The sequence below is a fragment of the Plantactinospora sp. CA-294935 genome (assembly GCF_050936445.1).
Taxonomy (GTDB): domain Bacteria; phylum Actinomycetota; class Actinomycetes; order Mycobacteriales; family Micromonosporaceae; genus Plantactinospora.
Map to the genome: position 1 here is coordinate 7,134,846 of NZ_JBNJMU010000001.1, position 24,035 is coordinate 7,158,880.

Annotated in this window: 21 protein-coding genes; 9 read left to right on the forward strand and 12 right to left on the reverse strand. The window is 72.6% G+C overall.

The window, feature by feature from the left end:
* Positions 1-111 precede the first annotated feature (111 nt).
* Positions 112-1,269, reverse strand: coding sequence for an XdhC family protein (locus ACQEVC_RS31310; RefSeq protein ID WP_432884726.1), 1,158 nt, complete (start codon positions 1,267-1,269; stop codon positions 112-114).
* A 261-nt stretch (positions 1,270-1,530) separates the two neighbouring features.
* Between ACQEVC_RS31310 and ACQEVC_RS31315 the strand changes: the two genes are divergently transcribed.
* Both ACQEVC_RS31315 and ACQEVC_RS31320 read left to right on the forward strand, forming a co-directional pair.
* Entirely contained in the window at positions 1,531-1,743 is a 213-nt protein-coding gene (locus tag ACQEVC_RS31315) for a phosphatidylethanolamine-binding protein (RefSeq protein ID WP_346262018.1), read from the forward strand.
* 54 nt (positions 1,744-1,797) lie between these two features.
* The gene (locus ACQEVC_RS31320; protein ID WP_432884729.1) at positions 1,798-2,262 is read left to right on the forward strand and encodes a hypothetical protein; all 465 of its coding nucleotides are present in this window, start codon (positions 1,798-1,800) and stop codon (positions 2,260-2,262) included.
* Between the two features lie 42 nt (positions 2,263-2,304).
* Here the strand turns inward: ACQEVC_RS31320 and ACQEVC_RS31325 are convergent, their stop codons facing one another.
* Positions 2,305-2,526: a hypothetical protein gene (locus tag ACQEVC_RS31325; protein WP_432884731.1), complete on the reverse strand. Its 222-nt coding sequence runs from the start codon at positions 2,524-2,526 to the stop codon at positions 2,305-2,307.
* A gap of 211 nt (positions 2,527-2,737) precedes the next feature.
* On the opposite strand from ACQEVC_RS31325, the gene ACQEVC_RS31330 reads away from it, so the two are divergent.
* Positions 2,738-3,391, forward strand: a complete 654-nt coding sequence (locus ACQEVC_RS31330) for a hypothetical protein (protein ID WP_432884734.1) — start codon at positions 2,738-2,740, stop codon at positions 3,389-3,391.
* Between the two features lie 31 nt (positions 3,392-3,422).
* Here the strand turns inward: ACQEVC_RS31330 and ACQEVC_RS31335 are convergent, their stop codons facing one another.
* Positions 3,423-3,602 (reverse strand): hypothetical protein, encoded by a 180-nt coding sequence (locus ACQEVC_RS31335; protein WP_412102798.1) that lies wholly within the window; start codon positions 3,600-3,602, stop codon positions 3,423-3,425.
* Positions 3,603-3,767: 165 nt separating this feature from the next.
* Here ACQEVC_RS31335 and ACQEVC_RS31340 point away from each other — a divergent pair, with 165 nt between their 5' ends.
* A complete protein-coding gene (locus ACQEVC_RS31340) occupies positions 3,768-4,856 on the forward strand; it encodes an SRPBCC domain-containing protein (protein ID WP_432884736.1) in 1,089 nt (362 codons plus the stop codon).
* 96 nt (positions 4,857-4,952) lie between these two features.
* Here ACQEVC_RS31340 and ACQEVC_RS31345 read toward each other — a convergent pair whose 3' ends face one another.
* Both ACQEVC_RS31345 and ACQEVC_RS31350 read right to left on the reverse strand, forming a co-directional pair.
* Positions 4,953-6,281 (reverse strand): exo-beta-N-acetylmuramidase NamZ domain-containing protein, encoded by a 1,329-nt coding sequence (locus tag ACQEVC_RS31345; RefSeq protein WP_432884738.1) that lies wholly within the window; start codon positions 6,279-6,281, stop codon positions 4,953-4,955.
* A gap of 95 nt (positions 6,282-6,376) precedes the next feature.
* Entirely contained in the window at positions 6,377-6,580 is a 204-nt protein-coding gene (locus ACQEVC_RS31350; protein WP_130462943.1) for a hypothetical protein, read from the reverse strand.
* Between the two features lie 126 nt (positions 6,581-6,706).
* On the opposite strand from ACQEVC_RS31350, the gene ACQEVC_RS31355 reads away from it, so the two are divergent.
* From ACQEVC_RS31355 to ACQEVC_RS31365, 3 genes are all read left to right on the forward strand, one after another.
* The gene (locus ACQEVC_RS31355; RefSeq protein ID WP_432884741.1) at positions 6,707-7,747 is read left to right on the forward strand and encodes a DUF6461 domain-containing protein; all 1,041 of its coding nucleotides are present in this window, start codon (positions 6,707-6,709) and stop codon (positions 7,745-7,747) included.
* A gap of 144 nt (positions 7,748-7,891) precedes the next feature.
* A complete protein-coding gene (locus ACQEVC_RS31360; RefSeq protein WP_432884743.1) occupies positions 7,892-10,162 on the forward strand; it encodes an ATP-binding cassette domain-containing protein in 2,271 nt (756 codons plus the stop codon).
* A 241-nt stretch (positions 10,163-10,403) separates the two neighbouring features.
* Positions 10,404-11,579, forward strand: coding sequence for a low temperature requirement protein A (locus ACQEVC_RS31365; protein WP_432884745.1), 1,176 nt, complete (start codon positions 10,404-10,406; stop codon positions 11,577-11,579).
* A 174-nt stretch (positions 11,580-11,753) separates the two neighbouring features.
* Here ACQEVC_RS31365 and ACQEVC_RS31370 read toward each other — a convergent pair whose 3' ends face one another.
* From ACQEVC_RS31370 to ACQEVC_RS31400, 7 genes are read right to left on the reverse strand one after another with little or no spacing between them, the layout of a single operon-like run.
* Positions 11,754-12,971, reverse strand: coding sequence for a sensor histidine kinase (locus tag ACQEVC_RS31370; protein WP_432884748.1), 1,218 nt, complete (start codon positions 12,969-12,971; stop codon positions 11,754-11,756).
* Between the two features lie 38 nt (positions 12,972-13,009).
* Positions 13,010-13,696: a response regulator transcription factor gene (locus ACQEVC_RS31375; protein WP_318397049.1), complete on the reverse strand. Its 687-nt coding sequence runs from the start codon at positions 13,694-13,696 to the stop codon at positions 13,010-13,012.
* Positions 13,697-13,746: 50 nt separating this feature from the next.
* Positions 13,747-15,033: a cation:proton antiporter gene (locus tag ACQEVC_RS31380; RefSeq protein ID WP_432884751.1), complete on the reverse strand. Its 1,287-nt coding sequence runs from the start codon at positions 15,031-15,033 to the stop codon at positions 13,747-13,749.
* Positions 15,034-15,076: 43 nt separating this feature from the next.
* Positions 15,077-16,456 (reverse strand): cytochrome P450, encoded by a 1,380-nt coding sequence (locus tag ACQEVC_RS31385; protein WP_432884754.1) that lies wholly within the window; start codon positions 16,454-16,456, stop codon positions 15,077-15,079.
* The gene (locus ACQEVC_RS31390; protein ID WP_432884758.1) at positions 16,453-17,574 is read right to left on the reverse strand and encodes an alpha-hydroxy acid oxidase; all 1,122 of its coding nucleotides are present in this window, start codon (positions 17,572-17,574) and stop codon (positions 16,453-16,455) included. The genes ACQEVC_RS31385 and ACQEVC_RS31390 overlap by 4 nt, the downstream gene beginning before the upstream one ends.
* Before the next feature lie 5 nt (positions 17,575-17,579).
* Complete coding sequence (locus tag ACQEVC_RS31395; protein WP_432884759.1) at positions 17,580-19,160, reverse strand: FAD-dependent oxidoreductase; 1,581 nt, start codon at positions 19,158-19,160, stop codon at positions 17,580-17,582.
* Positions 19,161-19,194: 34 nt separating this feature from the next.
* Positions 19,195-20,727: an aromatic amino acid ammonia-lyase gene (locus ACQEVC_RS31400; protein WP_432884762.1), complete on the reverse strand. Its 1,533-nt coding sequence runs from the start codon at positions 20,725-20,727 to the stop codon at positions 19,195-19,197.
* 73 nt (positions 20,728-20,800) lie between these two features.
* Between ACQEVC_RS31400 and ACQEVC_RS31405 the strand changes: the two genes are divergently transcribed.
* Positions 20,801-22,480 (forward strand): NAD(P)-binding domain-containing protein, encoded by a 1,680-nt coding sequence (locus tag ACQEVC_RS31405; RefSeq protein WP_432884764.1) that lies wholly within the window; start codon positions 20,801-20,803, stop codon positions 22,478-22,480.
* Positions 22,467-24,011, forward strand: a complete 1,545-nt coding sequence (locus tag ACQEVC_RS31410) for a class I adenylate-forming enzyme family protein (protein WP_432884767.1) — start codon at positions 22,467-22,469, stop codon at positions 24,009-24,011. The genes ACQEVC_RS31405 and ACQEVC_RS31410 overlap by 14 nt, the downstream gene beginning before the upstream one ends.
* Positions 24,012-24,035 lie beyond the last annotated feature (24 nt).

Below are 24,035 nucleotides of genomic sequence, written 5' to 3' on the forward strand. Positions count from 1 at the left end.
CGACGTCCGCCGCTAGACCTGTCTCTTCGCGTTATCCGCGATCCGTCGACCGACGCGGCGCGGACGACGTCTCGCGCCCGTCCCTCCCCCGCGACGCCCGGCCGGCCGGAATCAGCCGACCGGGGCGGCCTCGTCGGATGCGGGCACCTCGTGGTGGATCCGGCCGGACAGCGCCGACAGCGGGTTGCCGGTGCCGCCCCAGCGCCCGGCGACCACCTCGGCGGCGATGCTCACCGCGGTCTCCTCCGGGGTACGCGCGCCCAGGTCGAGTCCGAGCGGAGAGGAGAGCCGCCCCAGTTCCTCCGGGGAGAGACCGGCCGCCCGCAGCCGGGCCAACCGGTCGTCGTGGGTCCGCCGGGAGCCCATCGCGCCGACGTAGCCGAGCGGCAGCCGCAGCGCCACCTCCAGCACCGGCACGTCGAACTTCGGATCGTGGGTCAGTACGCAGACCACGGTCCGCCCGTCCAGCCGGCCGGCCTCCGCCTCGGCCCGCAGGTAGCGGTGCGGCCAGTCGACCACCACCTCGTGCGCGTCCGGCAGCCGGCGGGAGGTGGCGAAGACCGGCCGGGCGTCACAGACCGTCACCCGGTAGCCGAGGAACGCGCCGATCCGGGCCAGCGCGGCGGCGAAGTCGATCGCGCCGAACACGATCATGCGGGGCGGGGCGGCGTACGCCGCGACGAAGAGCAGCAGGTCGTCGCCGCGACGCTGGCCGTGGTAGCCGTACCGGAGCGTGCCGGTGCGGCCGGTGGCGAGCAGGCCCCGGCTGTCGTCGGTGGCCGCCGCGTCCAGCCGGTCGGTGCCGAGCGAGCCGGCGGTGCGGTCCGGCCAGACCACCAGCCGCCGGCCGAGCCGCCCGGCCGAATCGGACTCGCCGGCCGACACGCAGGTGACCACCGCGACCGGCGCACCGGTCCGGATCGAGGCCGCCACCTCGGCGAACTCGCCGAACCCGGCCGGGTCGACCCGTTCGACGTAGACGTCCAGCAGGCCCCCGCAGGTCAGGCCCACCGCGAACGCGTCGTCGTCGGTCACGCCGTAGCGTTGCAGGGCCGGTCGACCGGTGGCGGTCACCTGCCGGGTCAGCTCGTAGACCGCACCCTCGACACAGCCGCCGGAGACGCTGCCGACCGCGGCGCCGTCCGGGCCGACCAGCATGGTGGCGCCGGCCTGCCGGGGCGCGGAACGCCAGGTCGCGACGACCGTCGCCATCCCGACCGGCTCACCCGCCCGCCACCACCGGTCCAGTTCGTCCAGCACGTCACGCATGACCCGCTCACCCGTACCCGTTCCGCCTGCTCCGTTGGCCGGCAACGACCCACCTGCGGTGCTCCCGCACGGTTACCGGGCAACCTGGCACCATCCGTCGATCGTCCCATATGTCCGATCACCTGCGCCGGCCCATCCCGGACCGCGACTGCGAGATTACGCGGGCGCCGAACGCCCTCCCGGTAGGTCACTCTCCGTGAATGGCCCGGACCCGGGCGGGTAGACCAGCCGGGACGGCGCCGACACGACGGGAGGCACCCCATGCCAGGACCACGACCCGGCAGCAACGCGTACGACGTGGAGCGGGCGCGGCTGCGCAAGCGGATCGACGACTCCGGTCGCCGGACCAACGACGGCAAGGCCGACGACACCGCGAACCGGTATCTCCAGGAGGACCGCGGGCGGCGGGGATTCGTCCGGGGTGAACGGGGGCTCGGTCCGAAGGGTGAACGCGGCCCGGGCGAGCCGAAGTGACCGGACAGGGGGTCCTCGCCGGCCTGCTGGACCGGCCGGCGACCGGGCGGTCCGGTGACCGACGCGGTGGACGGGGCGATCGCCGGCGCGGTCGGCAGTGTGGCGCTGAACGTGGTCACGTACCTCGACATGGCCCTGCGGGGCCGGCCGGCCAGCAGCAGCCCGGAGGATAGCGCCCAGCGGCTGGCCGAGATGCTGCACATCGGTCTGGGGCCCGAGGACCGGGCGGCGAACCGCCGCTCGGGCCTCGGGCCCCTGCTCGGCTACGCGACCGGCGTACTCTCCGGGGCCGCGCTCACCGTTATCGGGCTGCGCCGTCTTCCCGGACCGGTGGCGGCCGGGCTCTTCGGCGCCGGCGTGATGCTGGCGTCGGACGGTGCGTTGACAGCCCTGGGCAGCACCGATCCACGCCGGTGGAGCCGGACGGACTGGCTGTCCGACATGGTGCCGCACCTGGCGTACGGGCTGGCCGCCGTCGCGACGCTCGGGCAGCTACGTCACGCCCGGTGCCGAGGGTGACACCGCTGCGCGGGATCCCGCACCGGGCCCCCGCCGTCCGGGTCACTCGACCGGGCGTGCCTCGCTGCGGCCCGCGGCCTTCCGGTCGGGATCCTCGGCAACGGGCCGGGCCGACGGACCGTACGGAGACACCTGCTCGGGCGGGACCCGCCGGCCGTCGCCACCCCGGACCCGGGTCGGGTCACCCGGGCGCGGACCCTTGCTGTCCTGCACCGTCGGGTTCAGCTCGTTGCGGCGCATCTCCGGCTGCTGCACGTTCGTCATCGCCGTCCCCTTCCGCCGTCGTACTCCCTCGCTGGTGGGCGCCGGCCGGCGGTGGTCGCCGACCGGCGGGGTGCCCCGGGGGTTCGCAACCGCCCGTTCGGCGAGCGCGTCACGCACACCCGGGTACCCGACGTGGGGTTACCCGGTGCGGGTGGCGCCATTCGGTCGGCCGCGCCGGTGCATGGACCCGCTGCGCGGGTAACCGGACGGAATGAACCGTGACCGCGCACTGGTGCGGGTACTGCTGGACCGGCAGGGCCGCACGTACGCCGAGGAGGCGGGCATCCGGCTGGCCGACCGGCCCGGCCCGCTCTACCAGCTCTTGGTGCTGACCACGCTGCTCAGCACCCGGATCCGGGCGGGTGTGGCGGTCGCCGCCGCCCGCGAACTCTTCGCCGTCGGCTGCCGTACCCCACAGGGCACGGACGCGCTGAGCTGGCAGGACCGGGTGGACGCGCTGGGCCGGGGGCACTACCGCCGCTACGACGAGCGGACCGCGACGATGCTGGGCAACGGGGCACGGCTGTGCCTGGAACGCTGGAACGGCGACCTGCGCCGGTTGCACCGGGAGGCCGGTGGTGACCCGAGCGCGCTCCGCCGCGAACTGACCCGGTTTCCCGGAATCGGGCCGACCGGGGCGGACATCTTCCTCCGGGAGGCACAGGCGGTCTGGCCGGACGTCCGCCCGTACGCCGACCGCCGGGCGGTGAACGCGGCCGGTCGGCTCGGTCTGCCGTCCACACCGGACAAGCTGGCCAGGCTGGTCGGCGGCGCCGACTTTCCGCGGCTGGCCTCCGCACTGGTCCGGGTCTCGCTCGGTCAGCAGTCGATCGGCGAGCTGACCAGGGCGGCCGCCGGCCGCTGACCGGCCCGCACCGCAGGCGGAGATCCGGCGGTCAGCTCACCGGTTTGCCCGAGGTCGGTCTGGTCAGATACCACACGGTCAGTCCGGCCGCGACCGCCAGCAGCAGGACGGTGTTGGTGACCCTGCCTTCCTCCTCCCCGGTGCTGCCGAAGTAGATGACGGCGAGCGCGGCGCCGACCGACAACAGGGTCCGTAGTCCCTTGTTTTTCACGCAAATCATACTAATTACGGCAGAGCGTTCTCTTCCGGGAATCGGCCAACCACCCCGATCCGGTGACCCCGCCGGGTCGCCCGGGCCGGCGGTCGGGTACCGGCTGCGACGTCGGTCGGCCGGGGCCGAGACATCCGCGGTTACCGATGGACGTACAGTTCCGCCGTGACCGAAATCCGGACCACCGTCGAGCTGCGCCATCCCCCGGAGCGGGTCTGGCGGGCCCTCACCGACCGCGAGCTGCTGCCGAAGTGGTTCGCCTCGATCGAACCACGACCCACGTCGATCAGCCGGTTCGAGTTGCGCCCCGTGGACCTGCCCGAACTCGGCGAGCTGATCGTCATCGAGCTGATCGAGGTCGACCGGCCACACCGGATGGTGCTGCGCTGGCCGGAGGAGGGCCAGCCGACCCGGTTGGAGTGCGAGCTGACACCCACCGCGGAGGGCTGCCGGCTGACCGTCGTGCAGAGCGGCGAGGAGGAGCCCTGGCTGCCGGCCGACCCGGCCCGGCGCGAGGAGTGCTACCAGGTGCTGCTCGACACCCGGCTGCCCGCCGTACTCGACTGGTTGGCGTTCCGCGAGGTGGACCTCCCTGGGCCGACCCAGATCATCAGTGCCGTGCCGGCCGGGCGGGCCGGGCCGGGTCGGCGGTCACGGCGCCGACTCGGCGCCGGGCTGGCGGTGCTGGCCCTGGCGGTCGGCGTGGTGGTCGTGGTCGCCGGCCTGGCTCGTGGCCGGGGCGGCGACTCGCCGTCCGGAGCGGCGGCCACCGTCGCCAGCGCCGCGCCGAGCACGCCACCGGGTACGACCGCTCCGGTCGGCCGGACCCCGGCCAGCGGTGTCACCCCGGTCCAGCCCAGCCATACCGCCCGGCCCGGCGCGACCCCGCGCCGGACGTCGCCGGCCGCCACCGCCAACCCGCCCAGGCCGGGCCAGCCGAGGCTGACCGCCCAGTACAGCACGCTGTCGAGCCGGCTCCTCGGCTATCAGGGCGAGGTGGTGGTGACCAACGACGGCGAGGCGACCGCGACCCGGTGGACGGTGGTGATCACCCTGGCCGGCGGTGCCCAGGTGGCGAGCGTCACCGGGGCGGAGAGCTACCGGCAGGAGGAGCAGCAGGTCACCTTCACCGGCGCCCCGCTCGCCGCCAACGGCTCGGCGACGATCCGGTTCGACGTGGAGCGCGCCGGCGCGCTCGCCCAGAAGCAGCCGAGGAGCTGTGCCGTGGGCGACCAGCCGTGTGCGGGACTGTGACGACGGGTCAGTGAATTTCTTCGACCTGAACCGCGCGGCGCTCACGCGCCGGGTCCGACCCTGCGGTCCGTGGGACCGCAGGGTCGGTGGAAAGGTTCAGTAGAGCAGGTACGGCCGGCGTCGGCGGTCGAACTCCGCCAACTCGGCCGACCAGGCTCCGACCACGTCCGACACGTCGGCACCGGCGTCGATCATCGTACGCAGCCGGGTGGAGCCGGTCAGCTTGTCGATCCAGTACGGCCGGGCGGTGTCCCAGGTGTCCGCCCGCCAGGCGAACGCCGGATATTTGCGGGACTCGACCAGCAGCGCCACCCCGGTGCGCACCGGGTCGAACCGGGCCGGGTCGGTGACCTTCACCTCCACCCCCGCGCAGAGCTTGTTGAGCAGGTCCGGCTTCTGCCCGGCAGCGGTCGGCGAGAAGTACGCCTCCCGGAACTCGACCCCGGGCAGGTCCCGGGCGACCAGCCGGTCCACCAGGTGGTAGTCGAACTCGGTGGCCAGGCCGCCGATCAGCTCGAACGGCCGGGTGGTGCCCCGCCCCTCGGTCATCGACGCGACCCCCTCGAACATGCAGGTGCCGGGATAGACCAGCGCGGTGTCCGGGGTCGGCATGTTCGGGCTGGGCAGCACCCACGGCACGCCGGTGTCGACGGCGAAGTCGCCGCGCCGCCAGCCCCGGCACCTGACCACCGTCAGGTCGACCGGCCGGCCCGCCTCCGCCGGCAGGAACTCGCCGTTGTAGAACCGGGCCAGCTCACCGACAGTCATGCCGTGCTGCTGCACGATCTCCTTCTTGCCGACGCCCGAGGTGAACGGCGTGGTCATCATCGGCCCGTACGCCCGCCCGCCGATCGGGTTCGGCCGGTCGAGTACGACGTACCGGCGGCCGAGCCGGGCGGCGGCGACCATGGAGTCGTAGAGGGTCCAGATGTAGGTGTAGAAGCGGGCGCCCACGTCCTGGATGTCGAAGACCACGGTGTCGACACCGGCCTGGGTGATCAGTTCGCCCCACTTCGCCTGCGAGGCGCCGTACGCGTCGTAGACGGTGATGCCGGTCCGGGCGTCGATGCCGGTCCCCTCGCTGCCGCCGGCCTGTGCGGAGCCCCGGAACCCGTGCTCCGGCCCGAACGCGGCGGTGAGCCGCACCCGGCCGGAGGCGTGCATCAGGTCGACCAGGTGGCGGTAGCGGGCGTCCACGCCGGTCGGGTTGGACAGCACCCCGACCCGCTGGCCGGCGAGGACCGTGAACCTGGAGTCGACCAGCACGTCCAGGCCGGTGCTGACCCGCCGGCCGTGCCCGCCCGCCCCGGAGCGGTCCGCCCCGGTGTCCGGAGCGGCGGAGGCGGTGGCGCCACCGAGGGTGCCGGCCGTCGCGCCCATGGCGCTCACGGCGGCGGTGCTGGCGAGGAACCTTCTGCGTTGCACGACGGCCTCCCGGGGGCGGGGCTGCGGGCAGGGGACGTGTCGGAAGTTACCTACATCACAATGGTTGGTCAAGAAGGAAAACTACGACAGCGGACTCAGAGCTCCTCCGCCTCCAGGTCACCGAGTTCGATGTTCTGGATCATCAGCCACCGGGCCAGCGCCGGCATGCCGTACAGCCACAGGGGTGCGGACTCGGTGGTGCCGTTGGTGGCGTAGATGGCGAACCGCAGGTCGGGAGCGTGGATCGCCTCGATCCGCCAGCGATGGTTCTTGTCCCGCCAGATGGCGGATGGGTCCATGCCCCTCACCGTAGTGCCGGCTCCGGTACCGTTCGCCGAGTTTTGTCGTACGCCGGGTGTTGGCTCTGGCGATCGGGGCGCCGGGCCAACGGCTGGCAGGTGCCCGGCGGATCGGGAGGGGACGGCATGGCCGACTACGACTGGCTCGACGACCACGGCCTCCGCGAGGCGTTCTGCCTGACGTTCGTCCGGGACCCGGACGAGGAGGCGGTGTTGCGTCGGTTCGGCGTCGAGCCGGCCAGCCTTCGATCGTTGACCGGCCTCGCCGAGGCCACCGAACTGCCGTTCGACCACCTCGTGCTGGCCGGCCGGCTCGACGGCTGGGTCTTCGTACTGGAGGAGAACGGCTTCGAGGGGAGCCGGACCGAGGTGCTGCGGGCCGTCTCCGGCGGTACCGAGGCGGTGTCGGTCTACACCAACGTCAACGGCAACCAGCGGTTCGCGTACGCCGTGGACGGCGTACTGCGCACCGGGTTCGACCCGAGTTCGCCGGTACGCCGCTGGGGCGAGGCACCGGACGCCCTGGTCCCGCTGATGCGTCAGGTCGGCCTGCCGGAGCACGGCGACGCCGGCTGGTCCAGCGCCGGGCTCGACGCGGGGCTGCGCCTCGCCGATCTGGTCAGCGGCGTGCACCTCGAGGCCGACCGGCTGGCCGGGCCACTGAGCACCGGCCGGCTGGTGCCCCTGCTCCGGGATCCGCCCGCGCTGCCGACCTGGATGCTGCGCGAGGACCACGAGTTGCTGACCGCGATCACCTCCGCCCCGCCCGACCTGCTGCGCCGGGTGGTGGCGGCCGAGGCGCTGCGGCGCGCCGACGAAGCGGGGATCGCCACCGAGCCGGTGGTGGCCGACGCGCTGGTCCAGGTGGACCGGGGCGGGACGCGGATCGTGCCGGACGACTCGGCGCTCGGCCTGCTGCTGCGCGAGTTGGCCTGCCGGGCCGGCGTCGCCGGCACCTCGCTGGCGCTGCCGACCCAGCGGGGCCGGATGACGGACGCGCAGCGCCAGCAGGCGTTCCGCCGGCACGCCGCCGGGCGGGCGGTGCAGGCGGCGCTCTTCCCGGACCCGGTGCGGGCCGCGTACGAGGTGCTCGGTTGGGTGGCGCCGGCCCGCGATCCGGCCCGGGTCGCCCGCCGTGCGCGGTTCCTTGCCGAGTTGCGGGGCTGACCACGCGCCCTCGGAGTGCGCGACCTGGGCCCGCTCACTCCGGGGTGTGCCGGCCCGGCCGCTGTCCCGAGCCAGCGTCGGACCCGCCCCGTATGCTGTACGGTGGCTCGTTGTCGTACACCATACGGGAAATAGGGGGAGCGCGTGGCGGCCGACGACATCGTCATCACCGGGGCCCGGGAGAACAACCTCAGGAACGTCTCGCTGCGGGTGCCGAAACACAAGCTGGTCGTCTTCACCGGCGTCTCCGGCTCCGGCAAGTCTTCCATCGTCTTCGACACCATCGCCGCGGAGGCGCAGCGCCAGCTCAACGAAACCTTCACCGCCTTCGCCCGGACCTTCCTCCCCCGCTACGGCCAGCCAGACGTGGACACCATCGAGAACCTCTCCGCGGCCATCGTGGTCGACCAGAAGCGGCTCGGCGGTGGCTCCCGGTCGACGGTCGGCACCATCACCGACATCTACTCGCTGCTGCGGCTTCTCTACTCCCGGGTCGGCAAGCCACACGTCGGCTACTCCAACGCGTTCTCCTTCAACGACCCGCAGGGGATGTGCCCGGAGTGCGAGGGCCTGGGCAAGTCGGTCCAGCTCGACCTCGACGCCTTCCTGGACCGGTCGAGGTCGCTGAACGAGGGCGCCCTGCTGCATCCCGACTTCGCCAGGACCGGCTGGTTCTGGAAGATGTACGCCGCCTCCGGCTTCTTCGACCTGGACAAACCGCTGGCCGACTACTCCGAGCAGGAGTGGCAGACCCTGCTGTACGGCGACGGCAAGGTCCCGCTGGAGTGGCAGGGCACCACCATCAACTCCAGCTACGAGGGCGTGGTCACCAAGTTCACCCGGCTCTACATCCGCAAGGACGCGGCGGAGATGTCCGAGCGCAACCGGGCGATCTTCCTGCGGTTCGTCACCGAGCAGACCTGCCCGCTCTGCCGGGGCGCCCGGCTCAGCCAGGCGGCGCTGGGCAGCGAGATCGACGGCTACAACATCGCCCAGTTGGCCGCGATGGAAGCCACCGAACTCGTCGCGGTGCTGCGGACCTTCACCGACCCGCTCGGCGCGACCGTGCTGGAGAGCCTGCTCGACCGGGTCGGCAACCTGGTCGATATCGGTCTCGGCTATCTGAGCCTGAGCCGGCCGACCGACACCCTCTCCGGCGGCGAGTCCCAGCGGATCAAGATGGTGCGGCATCTGAGCAGCAGCCTCGTCGACATGATGTACATCTTCGACGAGCCGAGCGTCGGCCTGCACGCCCGGGACGTCGAGCGACTCAACCGGCTGCTGGTGAAGCTGCGCGACAAGGGCAACACCGTGCTGGTGGTCGAGCACGACCGGGACGTCATCGAGATCGCCGACCATGTGATCGACATCGGCCCGTCCGGTGGTGCGGGCGGCGGTGAGGTGCTGTTCGGCGGCACCGTCGACGAGTTGCGCGGCGCGGACACCCCGACCGGGCGCTATCTGGAGCACCGGCTGCCGCTCAAGACCGACTACCGGCAGCCGACCGGGCACCTGACCGTGACCGCGGCCGAGGTGCACAATCTGCGGAACGTCACGGTGGACATCCCGACCGGGATGCTGGTGGTGGTCACCGGGGTCGCCGGGTCCGGCAAGAGCACGTTGATCAACAACGTCTTCGTCGGGCAGCACCCCGAGGCGATCGTGATCGACCAGTCCGCCGTCGGCGCCTCGATCCGGTCCAGCCCGGCGACGTACACCGGGCTGCTCGACCCGATCCGGCAGCTCTTCTCCAAGGCCAACGGCGTACCGGCCGGGCTGTTCAGCTTCAACTCCAAGGGTGCCTGCCCGAACTGCCAGGGGCTCGGCGTGATCTACACCGACCTGGCCTTCATGGACGGGCTCAAGTCGGTCTGCGAGGTCTGCGAGGGGCGCCGGTTCAGCGAGGACGTACTCGAGCACAAGCTGCGCGGCAAGTCGATCAGCGACGTGCTGCGGATGCCGGCCTCGGAGGCCCTGGAGTTCTTCCCCGAGAAGAAGCTGCGGACGATCCTCCAGGCGGTCAACGACGTCGGGCTCGGCTACCTTCAGCTCGGCCAGCCGCTGAGCACCCTCTCCGGTGGCGAGTGCCAGCGGATCAAGCTCGCCACCGAACTGCACAAGGGCGGCACCATCTACGTGATGGACGAGCCGACGACCGGCCTGCACATGTCCGACATCCAGCACCTGCTCGACATCGTCGAGCGGCTGGTCGGCGGCGGAAACTCGGTCGTCGTCATCGAGCACAACCTCGACGTGATCAAGAACGCCGACTGGATCATCGACCTCGGACCGGAGGGCGGCAGCCAGGGCGGCACGGTGCTGTTCGAGGGCACCCCGGCGCAACTGCTCGACGCCCGCAACTCCTACACCGCCGAGTACCTCCGGCGCGATGTCGGGGCACCCGCACCGGCCTGAGCGGTCGGGCCGGGCCGGGCCAGCGGTGGCAGCGAACCGCCGCAGTTCGTGCCGACGTCTGCTGGCACGGTCCCCCGCCGTACCGGGTGTTGCCGCGCGCCGGCCGCCCCGTCGCGGTGAAGCCGGGAACCGGACCGCCCCGCCGTGGTACGACTGCTTCGACGGTGGGGCGTGACGGGTCCGCCCAGGTCAGGGCGCTGGGCGGCGGCCGCGTGCGGCGGGTTGGGGGAACAGGCGGTCGATGGCGACAGGCAGACACTCCACGCTGATCCGCGATCCGGGTCAGCCGCAGCGGGCCACTCCGGTGGAGCTCTTCTACGATCTCGTCTTCGTCTTCATGCTGGCCCGGCTGGCCGAAGCGTTGCTCATGAATCTGCACCCGCTCGGGGCCTACCAGACGTTTCTGCTGCTGCTGGCGATCTGGTGGGTGTGGTCGTACACCAACCTGACCACCGACACCCTGGACTCGCGGCGGCCGGCCGTACAACTGGTGGTCATCACGATCATGCTCGGCAGCCTGCTGATCTCGACCGCGCTGCCCGAGGCGTTCGACGGTCGGGCCCTGCTCTTCGCCTCCGCGTACGTCGGGATCCACCTGTTCCGCAGCACGATCCTCGCGGTGATCCTGCGGGGCCACCGGCTACGGAACCGGCCGCTGCGCGGGATCTTCTGGTTCAGTCTCTCCGGCGCGCTCTGGTTCGGCGGGGTCTTCGTCTCCGGCACACCACGGCTGCTGCTCTGGTCGGCGGCCCTGGCCATGGAGTACCTGGGGCCGGTGGTGCGCTGGCCCACCCCGAGGATCGGACGTTCGCCGGCCTGGGAGTGGAACACCGCCGGTGAGCACCTCGCCGAGCGGTACCGCCAGTTCATCATCATCGCCCTCGGCGAAACCGTGGTGATCACCGCCCGGACCGTGCGGAGCACCGACTACTCGCCGAAACAGGCCGTCGCCGTGCTGATCTCGTTCGCCACCACGGTGCTGCTCTGGTGGATCTACTTCTACCGGGCCAGGGAGAAGCTCGGCAGCGCGATCACCGGCTCGGCCGACCCGGCCCGGGAGACCAAATGGGCCGGGTACGCCCACCTGATCATGGTGGCCGGCGTCGTCCTGACCACGGTCAGCGACGAGCTGATCATCCGGCACCCGATGGAGGACACCCCGGGGGGCTGGGTCGCGGTGATCGTCGGTGGTCCGGTGCTCTTCCTCGCCGGCCGGATCCTGCTCGGGCACGAGGTGTTCGTCCGGGTGTCCCGACCGTGGCTGGTCGGGATCGGTGTGCTGATCCTGATCGCGCCGACGATGGTCCTGCTGCCGCCGTTGCTCGTCTCCGTGGCCGTCATGCTCGTCCTGCTCGGAGTCGTCGTCGCCGACGCGGTGACCGTCCGGGAACCGCGCGGCACCCCGGGCATCACCTAGGACCGAATGCCGGGGCGACCGGCTCCGCACCCGAGCGGCAACGGCACACTGTCAGCCAGATCTCCGGCAACGCCGACCGCGCCCGGTTCGACCGGCCCGGCGGCTGCGGCGGTCGCGGCTGCCGCGGCCCGGCGGTCGCGGCTGCCCGGCCACCGCCACCGGTCGCCGGGCAGCTCACGGGTCCGGACCGCTCCGCACCGGCAGCCGGACGGCGAACTGGGCGCCCTGGCCGGGGTGGCTGCGGGCCTCGATCGTGCCGCCGTGGCCGGTGACGACCTCGCGCAGCAGCGCCAACCCGAGGCCGGTGTGTCGCTTCTCGGCGCCCACGCCGCTGTGGAACCGGTCGAAGATTCGGTCGGCCGGATCGAAGCCCTCACCGGTGTCGACCACCATCAGCTCGGCGACGTCGTCCCGGCGGCGCACCGTCACGTCGATCCGCCCGTGTGCGGGCGTGTGCCGCAGGGCGTTCGTCAGAAGTTCACTGATCACCCGGCGCAGTGCCGACTCCACCCCGGGCACCGGAACCGGCACGTCGGGACGGCTGAGGGTGAGCGTCACGCCCTGTTCGGCGGCGCGGTCGGTCTCGGCGACGACCGCCGCCTCGGCGAGCGCGGCCAGGTCCACCGCAGTGGTGGCCGGCCGGTCGTCCGGCATGGCCGCCAGCCGGGCGGAGAGCAGCAGGTCGTTGACGACCTCGCCGAGCCGCCTGCTGGTGCCGACCAGCCGGTCCAGCTCCGACCGGTAGTTGGCCGGAACGCCGGTCGAGCCGGCCCGCCGGGCCAGCACCTGTGCCCTGGTGTGCAGTTGCGCGATGGGCGTACGCAGCTCGTGGCTGACGTCGGCGATGAACCGGCGCTGCCGGGCGAGTGCCTCGGCGAGCGGCGCGACGGTGAGTCGGCCCACGACCAACCCGCTGACGACCGCGGCGAGCAGCCCGACCAGCTCCGCGACGGCGAGGGCGAGGAGCAGATGGCGGCGGTCGGCGAGCTGGTACCGGGCGTCGAAGATCGCCTGCACCACGTCCTCGCCACGGGGTTCGGTGAGGACGAAGTAGACGGTGCCGTTGCGCTCGATCCTGTCGGTGGCCGGGGTCCGGGTGGCGGCGGTCGCGGTCATCGCGGCCGTGAGGGGGAACCCGGCCGGCGCGGGTACGGCGCCGGAGACGAGCTGGCCGTCGTGCAGCAGGAACAGCCAGGTGCACCCGGGTGGCCCGGACGGATCGCCGCGGACGGCGGTGTAGGCGAGTTCCCGCTGGATCTGGCGCTCCTGGCCGCGTACCAGCATGCCGTAGGAGACGGCGCCGACCAGCGAGACCAGGACGGTCACCGCGAGTCCGACCAGCAGGCCGACCCGCCGACGGGCCCGGGCGACCACCGCCCGCTCCGCCGCCATCCACGAGAGCCCTGCCGGCGCCGCCGGCCGCCGGGCCCTCACAGCTCGCCGAGCCGGTAGCCGAGGCCGTGCACGGTACGGATCGCCGCCCGGCCGAGCTTACGGCGCAGGTAGTAGACGTAGGTGTCCACGATGGACGACGCGGCGGCCTCGTCGAACACCCGGCGGCGCAGCTCGGCCCGGGAGTGCACCGCCCGTGGGCGTACGGCGAGCACCCGGAGCAGCTCGAATTCCCGGGCGGAGAGAGCCACCCGGGATCCGTCGGAGAGCACCACGTCCCGCAGCCCGAGGTCGAGCCGGCCGGCACCGATCGGCAGCGCCTCGGCGCCGTCCGAGGTACGCCGGCAGAGGGCCCTGATCCGGGCACTCAGCTCGTCGAGGTCGAACGGCTTGATCATGTAGTCGTCGGCGCCCGCGTCCAGGCCGGCGACCCGGTCGTCGACCGTGCCGAGCGCGGTGAGCAGCAGGGCGCGGGCGCCGACCGCGCGGGAGCGCAGCCGGGCCAGCAGGTGCAGCCCGTCGAGCGCCGGCAGCAACCGGTCGATCACCATGACGTCGTAGCGCCGGGTGAGCCCGAGATGCAGGCCGCGCTGGCCGTCCGGGGCCACGTCGACCAGGTATCCCTCGTCGGCCAGGACCTCGGTGAGCAGTTCCGCCAGTTCCCTGTCGTCCTCGACCAGGAGCAGGCGGCGTACGGTGGGTGACGCCTCGCTTGCCTGTAGCACAGGCTGAGAATCCCACACCCACCGACATACATAGACTGTGATAGATATCTCTATGCCGTGTCGGCCACCGGTTGAACCGCCGGCACCGGATCCTTCGTGGCAACCGGAATGGGGTTCCGAGCCTCGCGCCGGTCGATCCAGCTCAGCAGTGGCGTGGTCATCAGCGTGGTGACCAGCGCGACCAGCACCAGGGCGGTGAAGAGGGTCGCGTTGACGATCCCGGCCGCCATGCCGACGTTGATCGCGATCAGCTGCATCAGCCCGCGGGCGTTCATCAGTACGCCGATCCGCACCGCGACGCCCTTCGGCTCACCCCGGAGCCGGGCCGCCGCCCAGCAGGCGCCGAACTTGCCGACGACGGCGACCGCGACACAGCCGAGCGCGAAGAACAGCACCGAGGGTTGGCTGAGCAGCCCGAATTCGGTGTGCAGCCCGGAGTAGGTGAAGAAGAGCGGAAGGAAGACGATCTGGCAGACCGGGGTGACGGTGGCAACCATCCGATCCGTGCGGGCGCGGTGCGGCATCACCGCGCCGACCGAGAAGGCGCCGAAGACCGCGTACAGGCCGATCTCGTCGGTGTACCAGGCGACCACGAAGAGCAGTGCCACCAGGCCGAGCAGTCGGGACTGGTCACCGAGCCGGTCGCTGCCGACCAGCGCCGCGGCCACCCGCCGGCCCACCGACCAGAGCAGCAGCCCGAACAGGATCGCGCCGGCGACCGTGACGAGTGCCGGGCCGGGCCGGCCGGTGGCGGTGGCGAGGACGACGGCGAGCAGGATCCAGGCGACCGCGTCGTCCAGCGCGCCACTGGCCAGGGCGAGCGACCCGTGCCGAGTGCCCTCCTGCCCGCGTTCGGTGATGATCCGGGCGAGCATCGGAAAGGCGGTGATGGCGAGGGCGACCCCGACGAAGGCGGCGGAGACCCCGACCGAGGTGCCCGGGGCGAGCACCGGCACGTCTCCCGCGGTGGCGAGCACCAGCAGTACGCCGAGGCCGAGCGGCGCGAGTACCCCGGCCAGCGACACCGCGCCGGCGGTACCGGCCAGTCCGGTCACCGGGTGCGAGGTAAACGCGTAGCCCGCCTGGAACATGAAGATGACCAGACCGACCTGACCGACGATGTAGAGCACCGGATAGAGCTGCTCCGGAAAGAGTGCGTCCTGCACGGCCGGGGCCAGCAGCCCGAGCAGCGACGGCCCGAGCAGGACGCCGGCCAGCATCTCGCTCACCACCGGCGGCTGGCCGACCTTGCCGAGCAGCCACGTCGTCGCCCGGCAGACCAGCAGGATGGCCGCGACGGCGATGAAGAACCGTGGCGCCAGCTCGACGGGATTCATGCCGTCCCGCCTTCCCCGGTGTCCGCTGTGGACCCGACCTCGATCATGGCCGAACCTCCTCGAAGTAGCTGGTGCAGAGTCGTACGCGTCGCGCGTCGACCACCATCCAGGTGCCCAGGACCAGTTGGACGAGGCTGCGCCACACGTCGGCCCAGCGGTCCGTCCACCGCATCCACCACCGCCGCACGCCCCCGGGCGACGGTGCCCCGGGCGGGACCAGGAGGCAGGGGCCGCGGCTGGGCAGCGAGCGGGTGTGCCGCGCGGTGGAGACCAGGGCGTACCGGCGCAACACCTCCCGGGTGACCGCGCGCATCATCACCGGGGCGACGCCACGGGCCGGACAGGCCCGGTTGGCGGTGACGCCGAACGGGACGAAGTGCGCGTCGCCCCGGCGCAGGGTCAGCCAGCGGGCGGGGTCGAAGGTGTCGTCGGCGGCCGGCCCGGTGCGCTGGAAGGCGAGATAGTTGAAGAGCAGGACGGAGCCGGCCGGGATGGTGACCCCCGGCTCGACCTCGATCGGGCCGGAGGTGATCCGGTGTGCCACGCCGAAGAGCGGGTGCACCCGCAGCGCCTCGTCGATCACCCGGTCCAGCGCCCGGTCGCCCTCGCCGTCGAGGTCGTCGAGGGTCGCGATCAGGTCCCGCTGGGCCGACGGGTGTTGGGCGAGGGCCAGCAGGAGGTGCGCCATCGCCTCGGACATCTGCACGACGGCGGTGTTGAAGAAGGTGCCCTGGAGATACCAGGTCGTCTCCTCGGCGGTGAACGGCTCCGGCAGGGTGACCGGTGCCGTGCCGGCCTCGACCCGGGCCCGCAGATGGCGGGTGAGCCGGTCCCGCCGGTCCAGGTGCCGCAGCCCGCAGCACTTGAGCGCGGTGACCACGTCGTCGGCGTTGGCCACGATCAGCGCCCGGACGTCGGGCGGGCACGCCTCGGCGAAGACGAGTTCGTGGTAGACCTCGGCCCAGATCGGCATCATCAGGTCGCGCAGCCGCACCTGGCTGGTCCGGCCGGCCGGCAGTTCGTCGAGGACACGTCGGGCCGCCGCCCCGGCCAGCTCGGCCGACCGGTGCTGCGACACCGCCAGCACCCGCCGGGTCGTCCGGGCGACCGTGCGGTAGCGCTCGCCCGGCTCCAGGTGCTCCTGGTGCATCTGCGGCCCGGGCGCCAGCCAGTACCAGAACAGGTCGGAGAGCCCGGCCCCCCGGCTGCGCCCGTCCGCCGCCGGGTCCGAGTACACCCGTTCGAAGTGCTCCGGGCCGACCAGCGGGCCGGGCACCGGGATGCCCTCGACGCCGTTCACCCGGACGAAGATCCATTCGCGGAGCCGGACCACGGCCGGTGGCAACCACCGCGGCAGCGTCCACGCCACCGCCGCCACCAGGACGCCCGCCGCGTACCACGGAAACCCGGGAAGCCGGCTCATCGCGGCACCCGCGTCGCGATCATGTCCGGAGCGAGGTCGGTGGGGCGGACCGCGCCGGCCAGCGTCATGGCCCGGACGAGGTCGGCGCGGAGCAGGTCGAGGAGCTGGCGTACCCCGGACTCGCCCCGGGCCGCGAGACCCCAGACGACCGGCCGGCCGACCCCGACCGCGACCGCGCCGAGCGCCAGCGCGGTGAGGATGTCGGTGCCCCGGCGGATCCCGCCGTCGAGCAGTACCGGAATCCGCCCCTCGACCGCCTCGACGACCGCCCGCAGCGCGTCGATGCTCGCCGGTACCCCGTCCAGTTGTCGCCCGCCGTGGTTGGAGACCAGCACGGCGTCGACCCCGTGCGCGACGGCGAGCCGGGCGTCGGCCGGGTGCAGGATTCCCTTCAGCACCACGGGCAGCCGGGTCGTCCCGCGCAGCCACTCGATCCGGGCCCAGTCGAGGTCGGCGTCCAGCACGATGTCCCGGACCCGCCCGGTCTCCGGGTCCCGCATGTTCTCGCAGCGGAGCCCGGACGGCAGGTCGAGGAAACCGTTGCGCAGGTCGCGCTCGCGGCGCCCGAGCACCGGCGAGTCGACGGTGACCACCAGGGCGCGGCAGCCGGCGGCCTCCACCCGCCGGATCACCGACTCGGTGAAGCCGAGATCCGGTTGCGGATAGAGCTGGAACCACAGCCGCGCCGGCCGGCCGGCCGGGTCCGTCGCCCCGGCGACCGCCTCGATCGGCGCGGTGGCCGCCATGCTGACCACCATCACGGTGCCGGCCGCCGCGACCGCCCGGGCGCTCGCCACCTCCCCGTCGGGGTGGGCCAGCCGGTGGAAGGCGGTCGGTGACACCAACACCGGCATCGCGAGCGTCTCGCCGAGCAGGTCGGTACGGAGGTCACGCGCGCCCCCGCCGCGCAGCACCCGGGGCAGGATCCGGTACGCATCGAACGCCGTCTCGTTGGCCCGCAGCGTACGCTCGTCGCCGGATCCGCCGGCGAAGAAGTCCCGGTGCACCGGGTCGAGCCGGCGGTGTGCCTCCGTCCACAGGTCGTCGACGTTGAGCAGGGGGCCCGCGCCGGCCGTGGGTGTGCGGCGCGGGCCCGCCTGGTCCGTGACCGGGGGCATGGCGGTCAGCCCACGGTGCCCGAGAGGCAGCGGTCCAGGAAGGCGACGAGCGGCCTGCGGTGCACGTCCGGCCGGTTCCACCGGTTCTCCAGGTTCTCCGCCAGGTGGTGCACCGCCGCCACCCGGCCCCGGTGGTGGTGCCGGACCACCGGGTGCAGGTATGCCGCGTCGTGCGCCTGGCCGGCCACGTCCTGGGCGATCCGACTCACCGAGATGTCGAACGGGTCGACCTGGTCGTGCTGCGGGCCGTACTCCAGCGTGACGACGAAGGCGTGTTCGACCGGATGGTCGGCGGTGTCGAGCCCGGTGTCGACGAGGTAGTCGACCGGCACCTCCTCGTGGTAGCGGGCGTCCGTCCCGGCCACGGTCAGCACGTCGGCGAGTACCCCGAACTGCTGCCAGAGGGCGGAGCTGCGGTTGACCCGTTCGATGATCGCGTCGGCGGCCGCGTCGGCGGTCGCGTCGACCTTCTCGGCCGGCCACGGGTTGTCGTGGTAGCGCCGTTCGAGGATGCGGTGCAGGGCCCGGACCCCGTACCGGAAGCCGTGGATGAAACCACTGGTCGACCGCTTGAAGTCCCGCTGCTGGGAGAGGGTGCCGGCGAAGAAGAGGTCCGGTACGTTCACCGACTCCCACTGCGCGGTCTGGGCCGGAAACCGGTCGTTGATGGCGAGCGCCGGACGGCAGCCGTCGGCGAAGACGGACGGGTCGAACCGGAAGCCGGTGCAGGCCAGTACCCGGTCGTAGCGCAGTTCCTTGGTGACCTCGTTGGCCCGGGAGAAGCTGAAGGTGACCCGGTAGCCGTCCGCGTCCCGCTCGATGTCGCGCACGTGCCCGTCGAGGATCGCGTTCGCCGACTTGAGCTGGTAGGTGTCGAGGAAGTTGTTGTTCACCGCCCGCAGGTGTCCGACGTAGTGCGTGCGCCACGCCATCCGCACCGAACTCGGCCCGGCGACGTGGATCAGCGTGGTGGTCTCCATCAGGGCGTCGGCGGTCTCGAAGGCGGAGTTGCCCTTCCCTATGATCAGCACCCGCTGGTCGAGGAAGTCCCGCGGGTCGACCGGCATCTCGTCGTACCGCTCCGCGTGCGCGATGCCGGGGATCGCCGGGACGTACGGCTGGGAGACCCCGGTCGCCACGACGACCCGGTGGGCGCGGTGCGTGGTACCCGTCTGGTCGGTGACCGCGAAACCGCCGTCCGCGACCCGGGCGACCCGGACCACCCGGCTGCGGTACCGGACCCGGACCCCGGTGGCCGCCGCGAAGTCCGCCAGGTAGCGGAGCAGCACGTCGGCGTCCGGGAAGTAGCGCTCGGTGTACCGGGTGAACCGCAGCGCCGGGTCGTCGCTGAGCAGCGAGTTCCAGTCCAGCCGCAGGTTGAGTTCCGGGTCGTCGGAGCCGGTGTGCGGCTTGTTGATGGAGATGAGCTGGCGATGCCGTGGAAAACGGGTGAAGAAGGCGCCCGGGACGTCGGCCGCCTCCAGCACCAGGTAGTCCCGCCGGCCGTCCCGTTGGAACAGGGCCGCGAGCTGTAGTCCGGCCGGCCCCGCCCCGATGATCAGATAGTCGAGCATCTCTGCGGTCACGGGGGAAACGTACGAAGGAGAACTCAGAGAAAAATCAGTTCGCCGGCTCGGCCGGCGCCTCCGGCGGTTCGGTCAACAGGTCGAGCAGGTCGGCGGCCCGGACGACGTCCGCGTCGAGCGGCCGGTCCGGGTCGATCGGCGGCACCAGCGCGACGAGGCGGTCCAGCGCGGCGGCACAGCCGGGGGCGGTGGGGGTACGCGCGCCGACGTGCAGAGCCTGGCGCAGCCCGACCGCGAGCGTGCCGCAGACCAGCCGGAGCAGCCGGGCCTGGTCCACCGCCCGGAGCGCGGCCTGGGTACCGAACGGCACGACGTCCTGGTTGTGCAGGTTGGTCGGCAGGCTCTGCATGCTGGCCGGGGTGGCGGCCCGGCGGATTTCCGCCACCATCGCGGTGGCGGCCAACTGCGCGCCCTGCAAACCGTGCTGCCGGCCGGGTCCGGCTGCCAGCATCGGTGGAAGTCCCCCGTTGCGGGCCGGGTCGACCAGCAGGTCGAGTTGGCGCTCGACCAGGTTGCCGAGTTGGGCGGCGACCATCGCCAGCACGTCGGCCGCGAAGGCGGCGGGCTGGCCGAAGAAGTTCCCGCCGTGCAGCACCAGGTCGTCGTCCGGGAAGAACAGCGGATTGTCGCTCACGCCGCGCAGGTCCGCCGCCACCACACCGTCGACGTAGCGCAGCGCGTCCTCGGCCGCGCCGAGCAGTTGCGGGGTGCAGCGGATGCTGTACGCCTCCTGGAGCGGGCGGGCACCGGACGGCACCGCACCGGCGAGGTACCCGCGCATCCGCCCGGCGACGTCGACGGCGCCGGGGTGCCCGTACGCGGCCAGCAGCCGGGGGTGCGGGAACTGGTCGGGGTCGCAGCCGAGCAGGTCGACGAGGAGGCAGGTCAGCAGTTGGGCGGCCCGGTGCGCGCGGCGGATGTCGTCCAGGGCGAGCGCGGTGGCGGCGGTGGTCAGCGAGGTGCCGTTGACCAGTGCCAGGGCGTCCCGCCCGTCGAGGGCGAGCGGGGTCAGGCCGGCCCTGTCCAGCGCCTCGGCCGCCGGCACGCGCCGGCCGTCCAGATAGGCCCAGCCCCGGCCGCGCAGCGCCTGGGTGGCGTAGGCGAGCGGGATCAGGTCGCCGCTGGCCCCGACCGAGCCGAGGCGGGGCATCGCCGGCGCGAACGTCGTCGCCAGCATCGCGGCGAGCCCCTCGACGACCCGCACCGAAACCCCGGAGACGCCCTGGGCGAGCGACCAGACCCGGACCAGCATCGCGGCCCGGCTGACCGCCGGATCGATGTCCGGGCCCTGACCGGCGCCGAGATGGGCCAGCGTGTTGTCGCACTGGTCGGCCTCGTCGTCCCGACCGGCGAACCCGACCAGCGCACCGAATCCGGTGGTGGCGCCGTACACCGGGCGGTCGTCGCCGAGCACCGCCCGCAGGTGGTCGCGGGAGCGCCGCAGCCGGTCGCGTACCGGGGTGGTGATGTCGACGCGGATCTCGGCGGCGGCACGGCGCAGGTCCGTTTCCCGCAGCGGCCGCGTCAGGTCGATGGGACGGATCGCCTTGCGGGCCTGGATCGTCATCGGGCCGACCGTAGCCGGGCAATCTCAGAGCGGTCTGAGACATCTCTGATTACCGGTGGCTACCGTCCCGCGCATGACGCACGACTACCTGATCATCGGGGCCGGGCCTGCGGGACTGCAACTCGCCGCCCTGCTCGAACGCGACGGTCATGACTACGTCGTGCTGGAGGCCGGCGCCGCACCGGGCACGTTCTTCAGCACCTATCCGCGACATCGCCGGCTGATCTCCATCAACAAGGTCTACACCGGCTCCGACGACCCGGAGTTCAACCTGCGGACGGACTGGAACTCGCTGCTCAGCGACGATCCCGACCTGCTGTTCGGCCGGTACAGCCAACGGTACTTCCCGGACGCGGACGACCTGGTGCGCTATCTCGCCGACTTCGCCACGGCGACCGGGGTACGGGTCGAGTACCGGACCACGGTGGTCCGGGTGAGCCGCGACGGTGACGGGTTCCACGCGCTCGACGCCGACGGCCGCACCTGGCGGGGTCGCCGCCTGGTGGTGGCGACCGGGGTGTCCCAGCTCCACCTGCCGCCGATCGAGGGGATCGAGACCGCCGAGCGGTACGACACGGTCAGCGTCGACCCGCGCGACTTCGTCAACCAGCGGGTCATGGTCATCGGCAAGGGCAACTCCGGATTCGAGACCGCCGACGCCCTGGTGGAGACCGCCGCCGTCGTGCACGTCGCCGGGCCGCACTCGGTCCGGTTCGCCTGGCAGACGCACTACGTCGGACACCTGCGGGCGGTGAACAACAACTTCCTCGACACGTACCAGCTCAAGTCGCAGAACGCCGTCCTGGACGGCACGGTCGAGAGCATCCACCGGCGCCCGGAGGGCGGCTACCTCGTACGGTTCCGGTACGCCCGCACGGTCGAGGCGATCCGGGAGATCGAGTACGACCGGGTGATCGCCTGCACCGGCTTCCGCTTCGACGCGAGTGTCTTCGACGACACCTGCCGGCCGCGACTGGTGATCAACGACCGCTTCCCGGAGCAGACGCCGGGCTACGAGTCGACCTCCGTACCCGACCTGTACTTCGCCGGCACGCTCACCCAGCAACGCGACTTCAAGCGGTCGACCAGCGGATTCATCCACGGCTTCCGGTACGGCGTCCGGGCGCTGCACCGGATCCTCAACTCCCGCTACCACCAGGTCGGGTGGCCTGCCGTGGAGTTGGCGGCGACCCCGGAGGCGATCACCGACGCGATCATCGCCCGGATCAACCGCTCGTCCGCGCTGTGGCAGCAGTTCGGCGTGCTCGGTGACGTCGTGACGGTACGCGGGGACAGCGCGTACCTCCACGAGGAGGTGCCGGTGGCGTACCTCGCCGACGGCGGGCTCGGTCCCGGTGCCTCGTCCGCCTTCGTCGTCACGCTGGAGTACGGGGCGGACCACGACGCGGTGGACCCGTTCGACGTCTCGATCCCCCGGGTCGCGGAGAACGACCCGCACGCCGCGCACCGGGCCAGCTATCTGCACCCGGTGGTGCGGCACTACCGGGACGGGACGGTGCTGGCGGTGCACCACCTGGCGGAGAACCTGGAAAACCAGTGGAACCTGCCCACCGTGCACCAGCAGCCGCTGGCCGCGTTCCTGAAGGAACGCCTGGCCGACGGCGAGGTCGGCACCGAGCACCTGACCGACGGCGGATTCGTCGCCGAGCACCTGACCGACGGCGAAGTCGTCCCCGAGCGCCTGACCGACGGCGGGAACGCCGAGGAGGTCCGGGTCGATGCCGGGAGCTGAGCCGAGCTATCCGCAGGCGGTTCTGGACCTGCTCGGCACCGGCCGGGACCGCCCGGTCTTCGAGCACGGCCCGCGTACCGTCACCGCCGACGAGCTGGCGGACCTGGTCGGCCGGATCAGCGCGGGCCTGCGGGAGGCGGGGGTCGGCCCGGGCGACGGGGTGGCGGTGGTGCTCGGCGTCTCGCCGGAGGCGTTCGCCGCGATCGTCGCGGTGCAGGTGGTGGGTGCCCGGATGGCCGGGGTACGTCCCGGGCTCACCCCCGGCCAGCTCCGGCACCTGCTCAGCCATCAGATCACGGCGGTGCTGGTCGACCCGTCGACCGCGACCCCGCAACTCCGGTCGGCCGCCGCCGGCCGCCCCCTGCTGGCGGTCGGCCCGGTCGACGGGGTACCCGAGCTGACCGCCACCCGGGCGTACCCGCGTACGCCGGTCCCGGCCGGACGCCCGCACGACGTCGGTCGGGTCATCTACACCAGCGGCAGCACCGGCAACCCGAAGGGCTGCCTCCAGACGTACGCCGCACTCGGTGCCGCCTGGGCACCGTACCCGGACCGGTGGCCTCCGGCGATCCGCGACCTCGCCGCGAACCTCGACCGCTACCTGGTCTTCGGCTCACTCAGCAGCCAGGTGATGCTGGAGTACGGCATCCTCACCCTGGCCGCCGGCGGGACCATGGTGGTCGCCGAGCCGCCCCGTGGCACCGAGCCGTTCTTCCCCGCCGCGATCGTCCGGCACCGGGCCACCGCCAGCGTGATCACCGTGCCCCGGCTGGCGAAGCTGGTCGCGATCCAGCGCGCCGCACCGGTCGACCTCGGCACGCTGCGCGCCCTGCTGGTCTCGGGCTCCCCGCTCGGCCCGGCCCGGCTCGCCGAGGCGCTCTCGGTGCTCGGGCCGGTCGTCTACCACGGCTACGGCCAGACCGAGACCGGCATGATCTCCATGCTGACCCCGGCGGAGCCGACCACCGCGCCGGCCGCTCTCGCCTCGGTGGGCCGGCCACCGGCCGCCGTCGAGGTGCAGGTCCGGGACGGGGACGGCCGACCGGTACCGACCGGGGTCGAGGGGGAACTCTTCGTCCGCACCCCGGCGCAGGCGAGCGGGTACTGGGCCGACCCGGCGGAGACGGCCGAGGTGTTCGTCGACGGCTGGGTACGCACCCGCGACCTCGCACGGCTGGACGCCGACGGATACCTGCACCTGCTGGGGCGGGCCCGGGACGTCGTCATCGTGAACGCCGACCTCCAGTACGCCGGGCCGATCGAACGTGTCCTGGCCAGCCATCCCGACGTGGCCGAGGCGTACGTGGTGGCCGCGCCCGACGAGGAGACCGGCGAGGCGGTACACGCCTTCGTCGTCCCCGCGCCGGACCGGCGGCCTGAACCGGACGTGCTGCGCGACCTCGTCCGGGAGCGGCTCGGTGCGGCGAGCAGCCCCCGACACGTCACCTTCATCGCCGAGGTTCCCGTCTCCGCGGCCGGCAAGCCCGACAAGCGACGCCTGCTGGCCGACCGGCGACCGGCGCTGCCCTGACCCGCGGCTGCCGCAGATGCTCTT

Excerpts from the sequence above, each read along its gene's own strand:
- ACQEVC_RS31310 (WP_432884726.1), bottom strand. The coding sequence starts at position 1,269 with ATGCGTGACGTGCTGGACGAACTGGACCGGTGGTGGCGGGCGGGTGAG.
- ACQEVC_RS31315 (WP_346262018.1), top strand. The coding sequence starts at position 1,531 with ATGCCAGGACCACGACCCGGCAGCAACGCGTACGACGTGGAGCGGGCG.
- ACQEVC_RS31325 (WP_432884731.1), bottom strand. The coding sequence starts at position 2,526 with ATGACGAACGTGCAGCAGCCGGAGATGCGCCGCAACGAGCTGAACCCG.
- ACQEVC_RS31330 (WP_432884734.1), top strand. The coding sequence starts at position 2,738 with ATGAACCGTGACCGCGCACTGGTGCGGGTACTGCTGGACCGGCAGGGC.
- ACQEVC_RS31350 (WP_130462943.1), bottom strand. The coding sequence starts at position 6,580 with ATGGACCCATCCGCCATCTGGCGGGACAAGAACCATCGCTGGCGGATC.
- ACQEVC_RS31355 (WP_432884741.1), top strand. The coding sequence starts at position 6,707 with ATGGCCGACTACGACTGGCTCGACGACCACGGCCTCCGCGAGGCGTTC.
- ACQEVC_RS31365 (WP_432884745.1), top strand. The coding sequence starts at position 10,404 with ATGGCGACAGGCAGACACTCCACGCTGATCCGCGATCCGGGTCAGCCG.
- ACQEVC_RS31370 (WP_432884748.1), bottom strand. The coding sequence starts at position 12,971 with ATGGCGGCGGAGCGGGCGGTGGTCGCCCGGGCCCGTCGGCGGGTCGGC.
- ACQEVC_RS31380 (WP_432884751.1), bottom strand. The coding sequence starts at position 15,033 with ATGAATCCCGTCGAGCTGGCGCCACGGTTCTTCATCGCCGTCGCGGCC.
- ACQEVC_RS31385 (WP_432884754.1), bottom strand. The coding sequence starts at position 16,456 with ATGAGCCGGCTTCCCGGGTTTCCGTGGTACGCGGCGGGCGTCCTGGTG.
- ACQEVC_RS31390 (WP_432884758.1), bottom strand. The coding sequence starts at position 17,574 with ATGCCCCCGGTCACGGACCAGGCGGGCCCGCGCCGCACACCCACGGCC.
- ACQEVC_RS31400 (WP_432884762.1), bottom strand. The coding sequence starts at position 20,727 with ATGACGATCCAGGCCCGCAAGGCGATCCGTCCCATCGACCTGACGCGG.
- ACQEVC_RS31405 (WP_432884764.1), top strand. The coding sequence starts at position 20,801 with ATGACGCACGACTACCTGATCATCGGGGCCGGGCCTGCGGGACTGCAA.
- ACQEVC_RS31410 (WP_432884767.1), top strand. The coding sequence starts at position 22,467 with ATGCCGGGAGCTGAGCCGAGCTATCCGCAGGCGGTTCTGGACCTGCTC.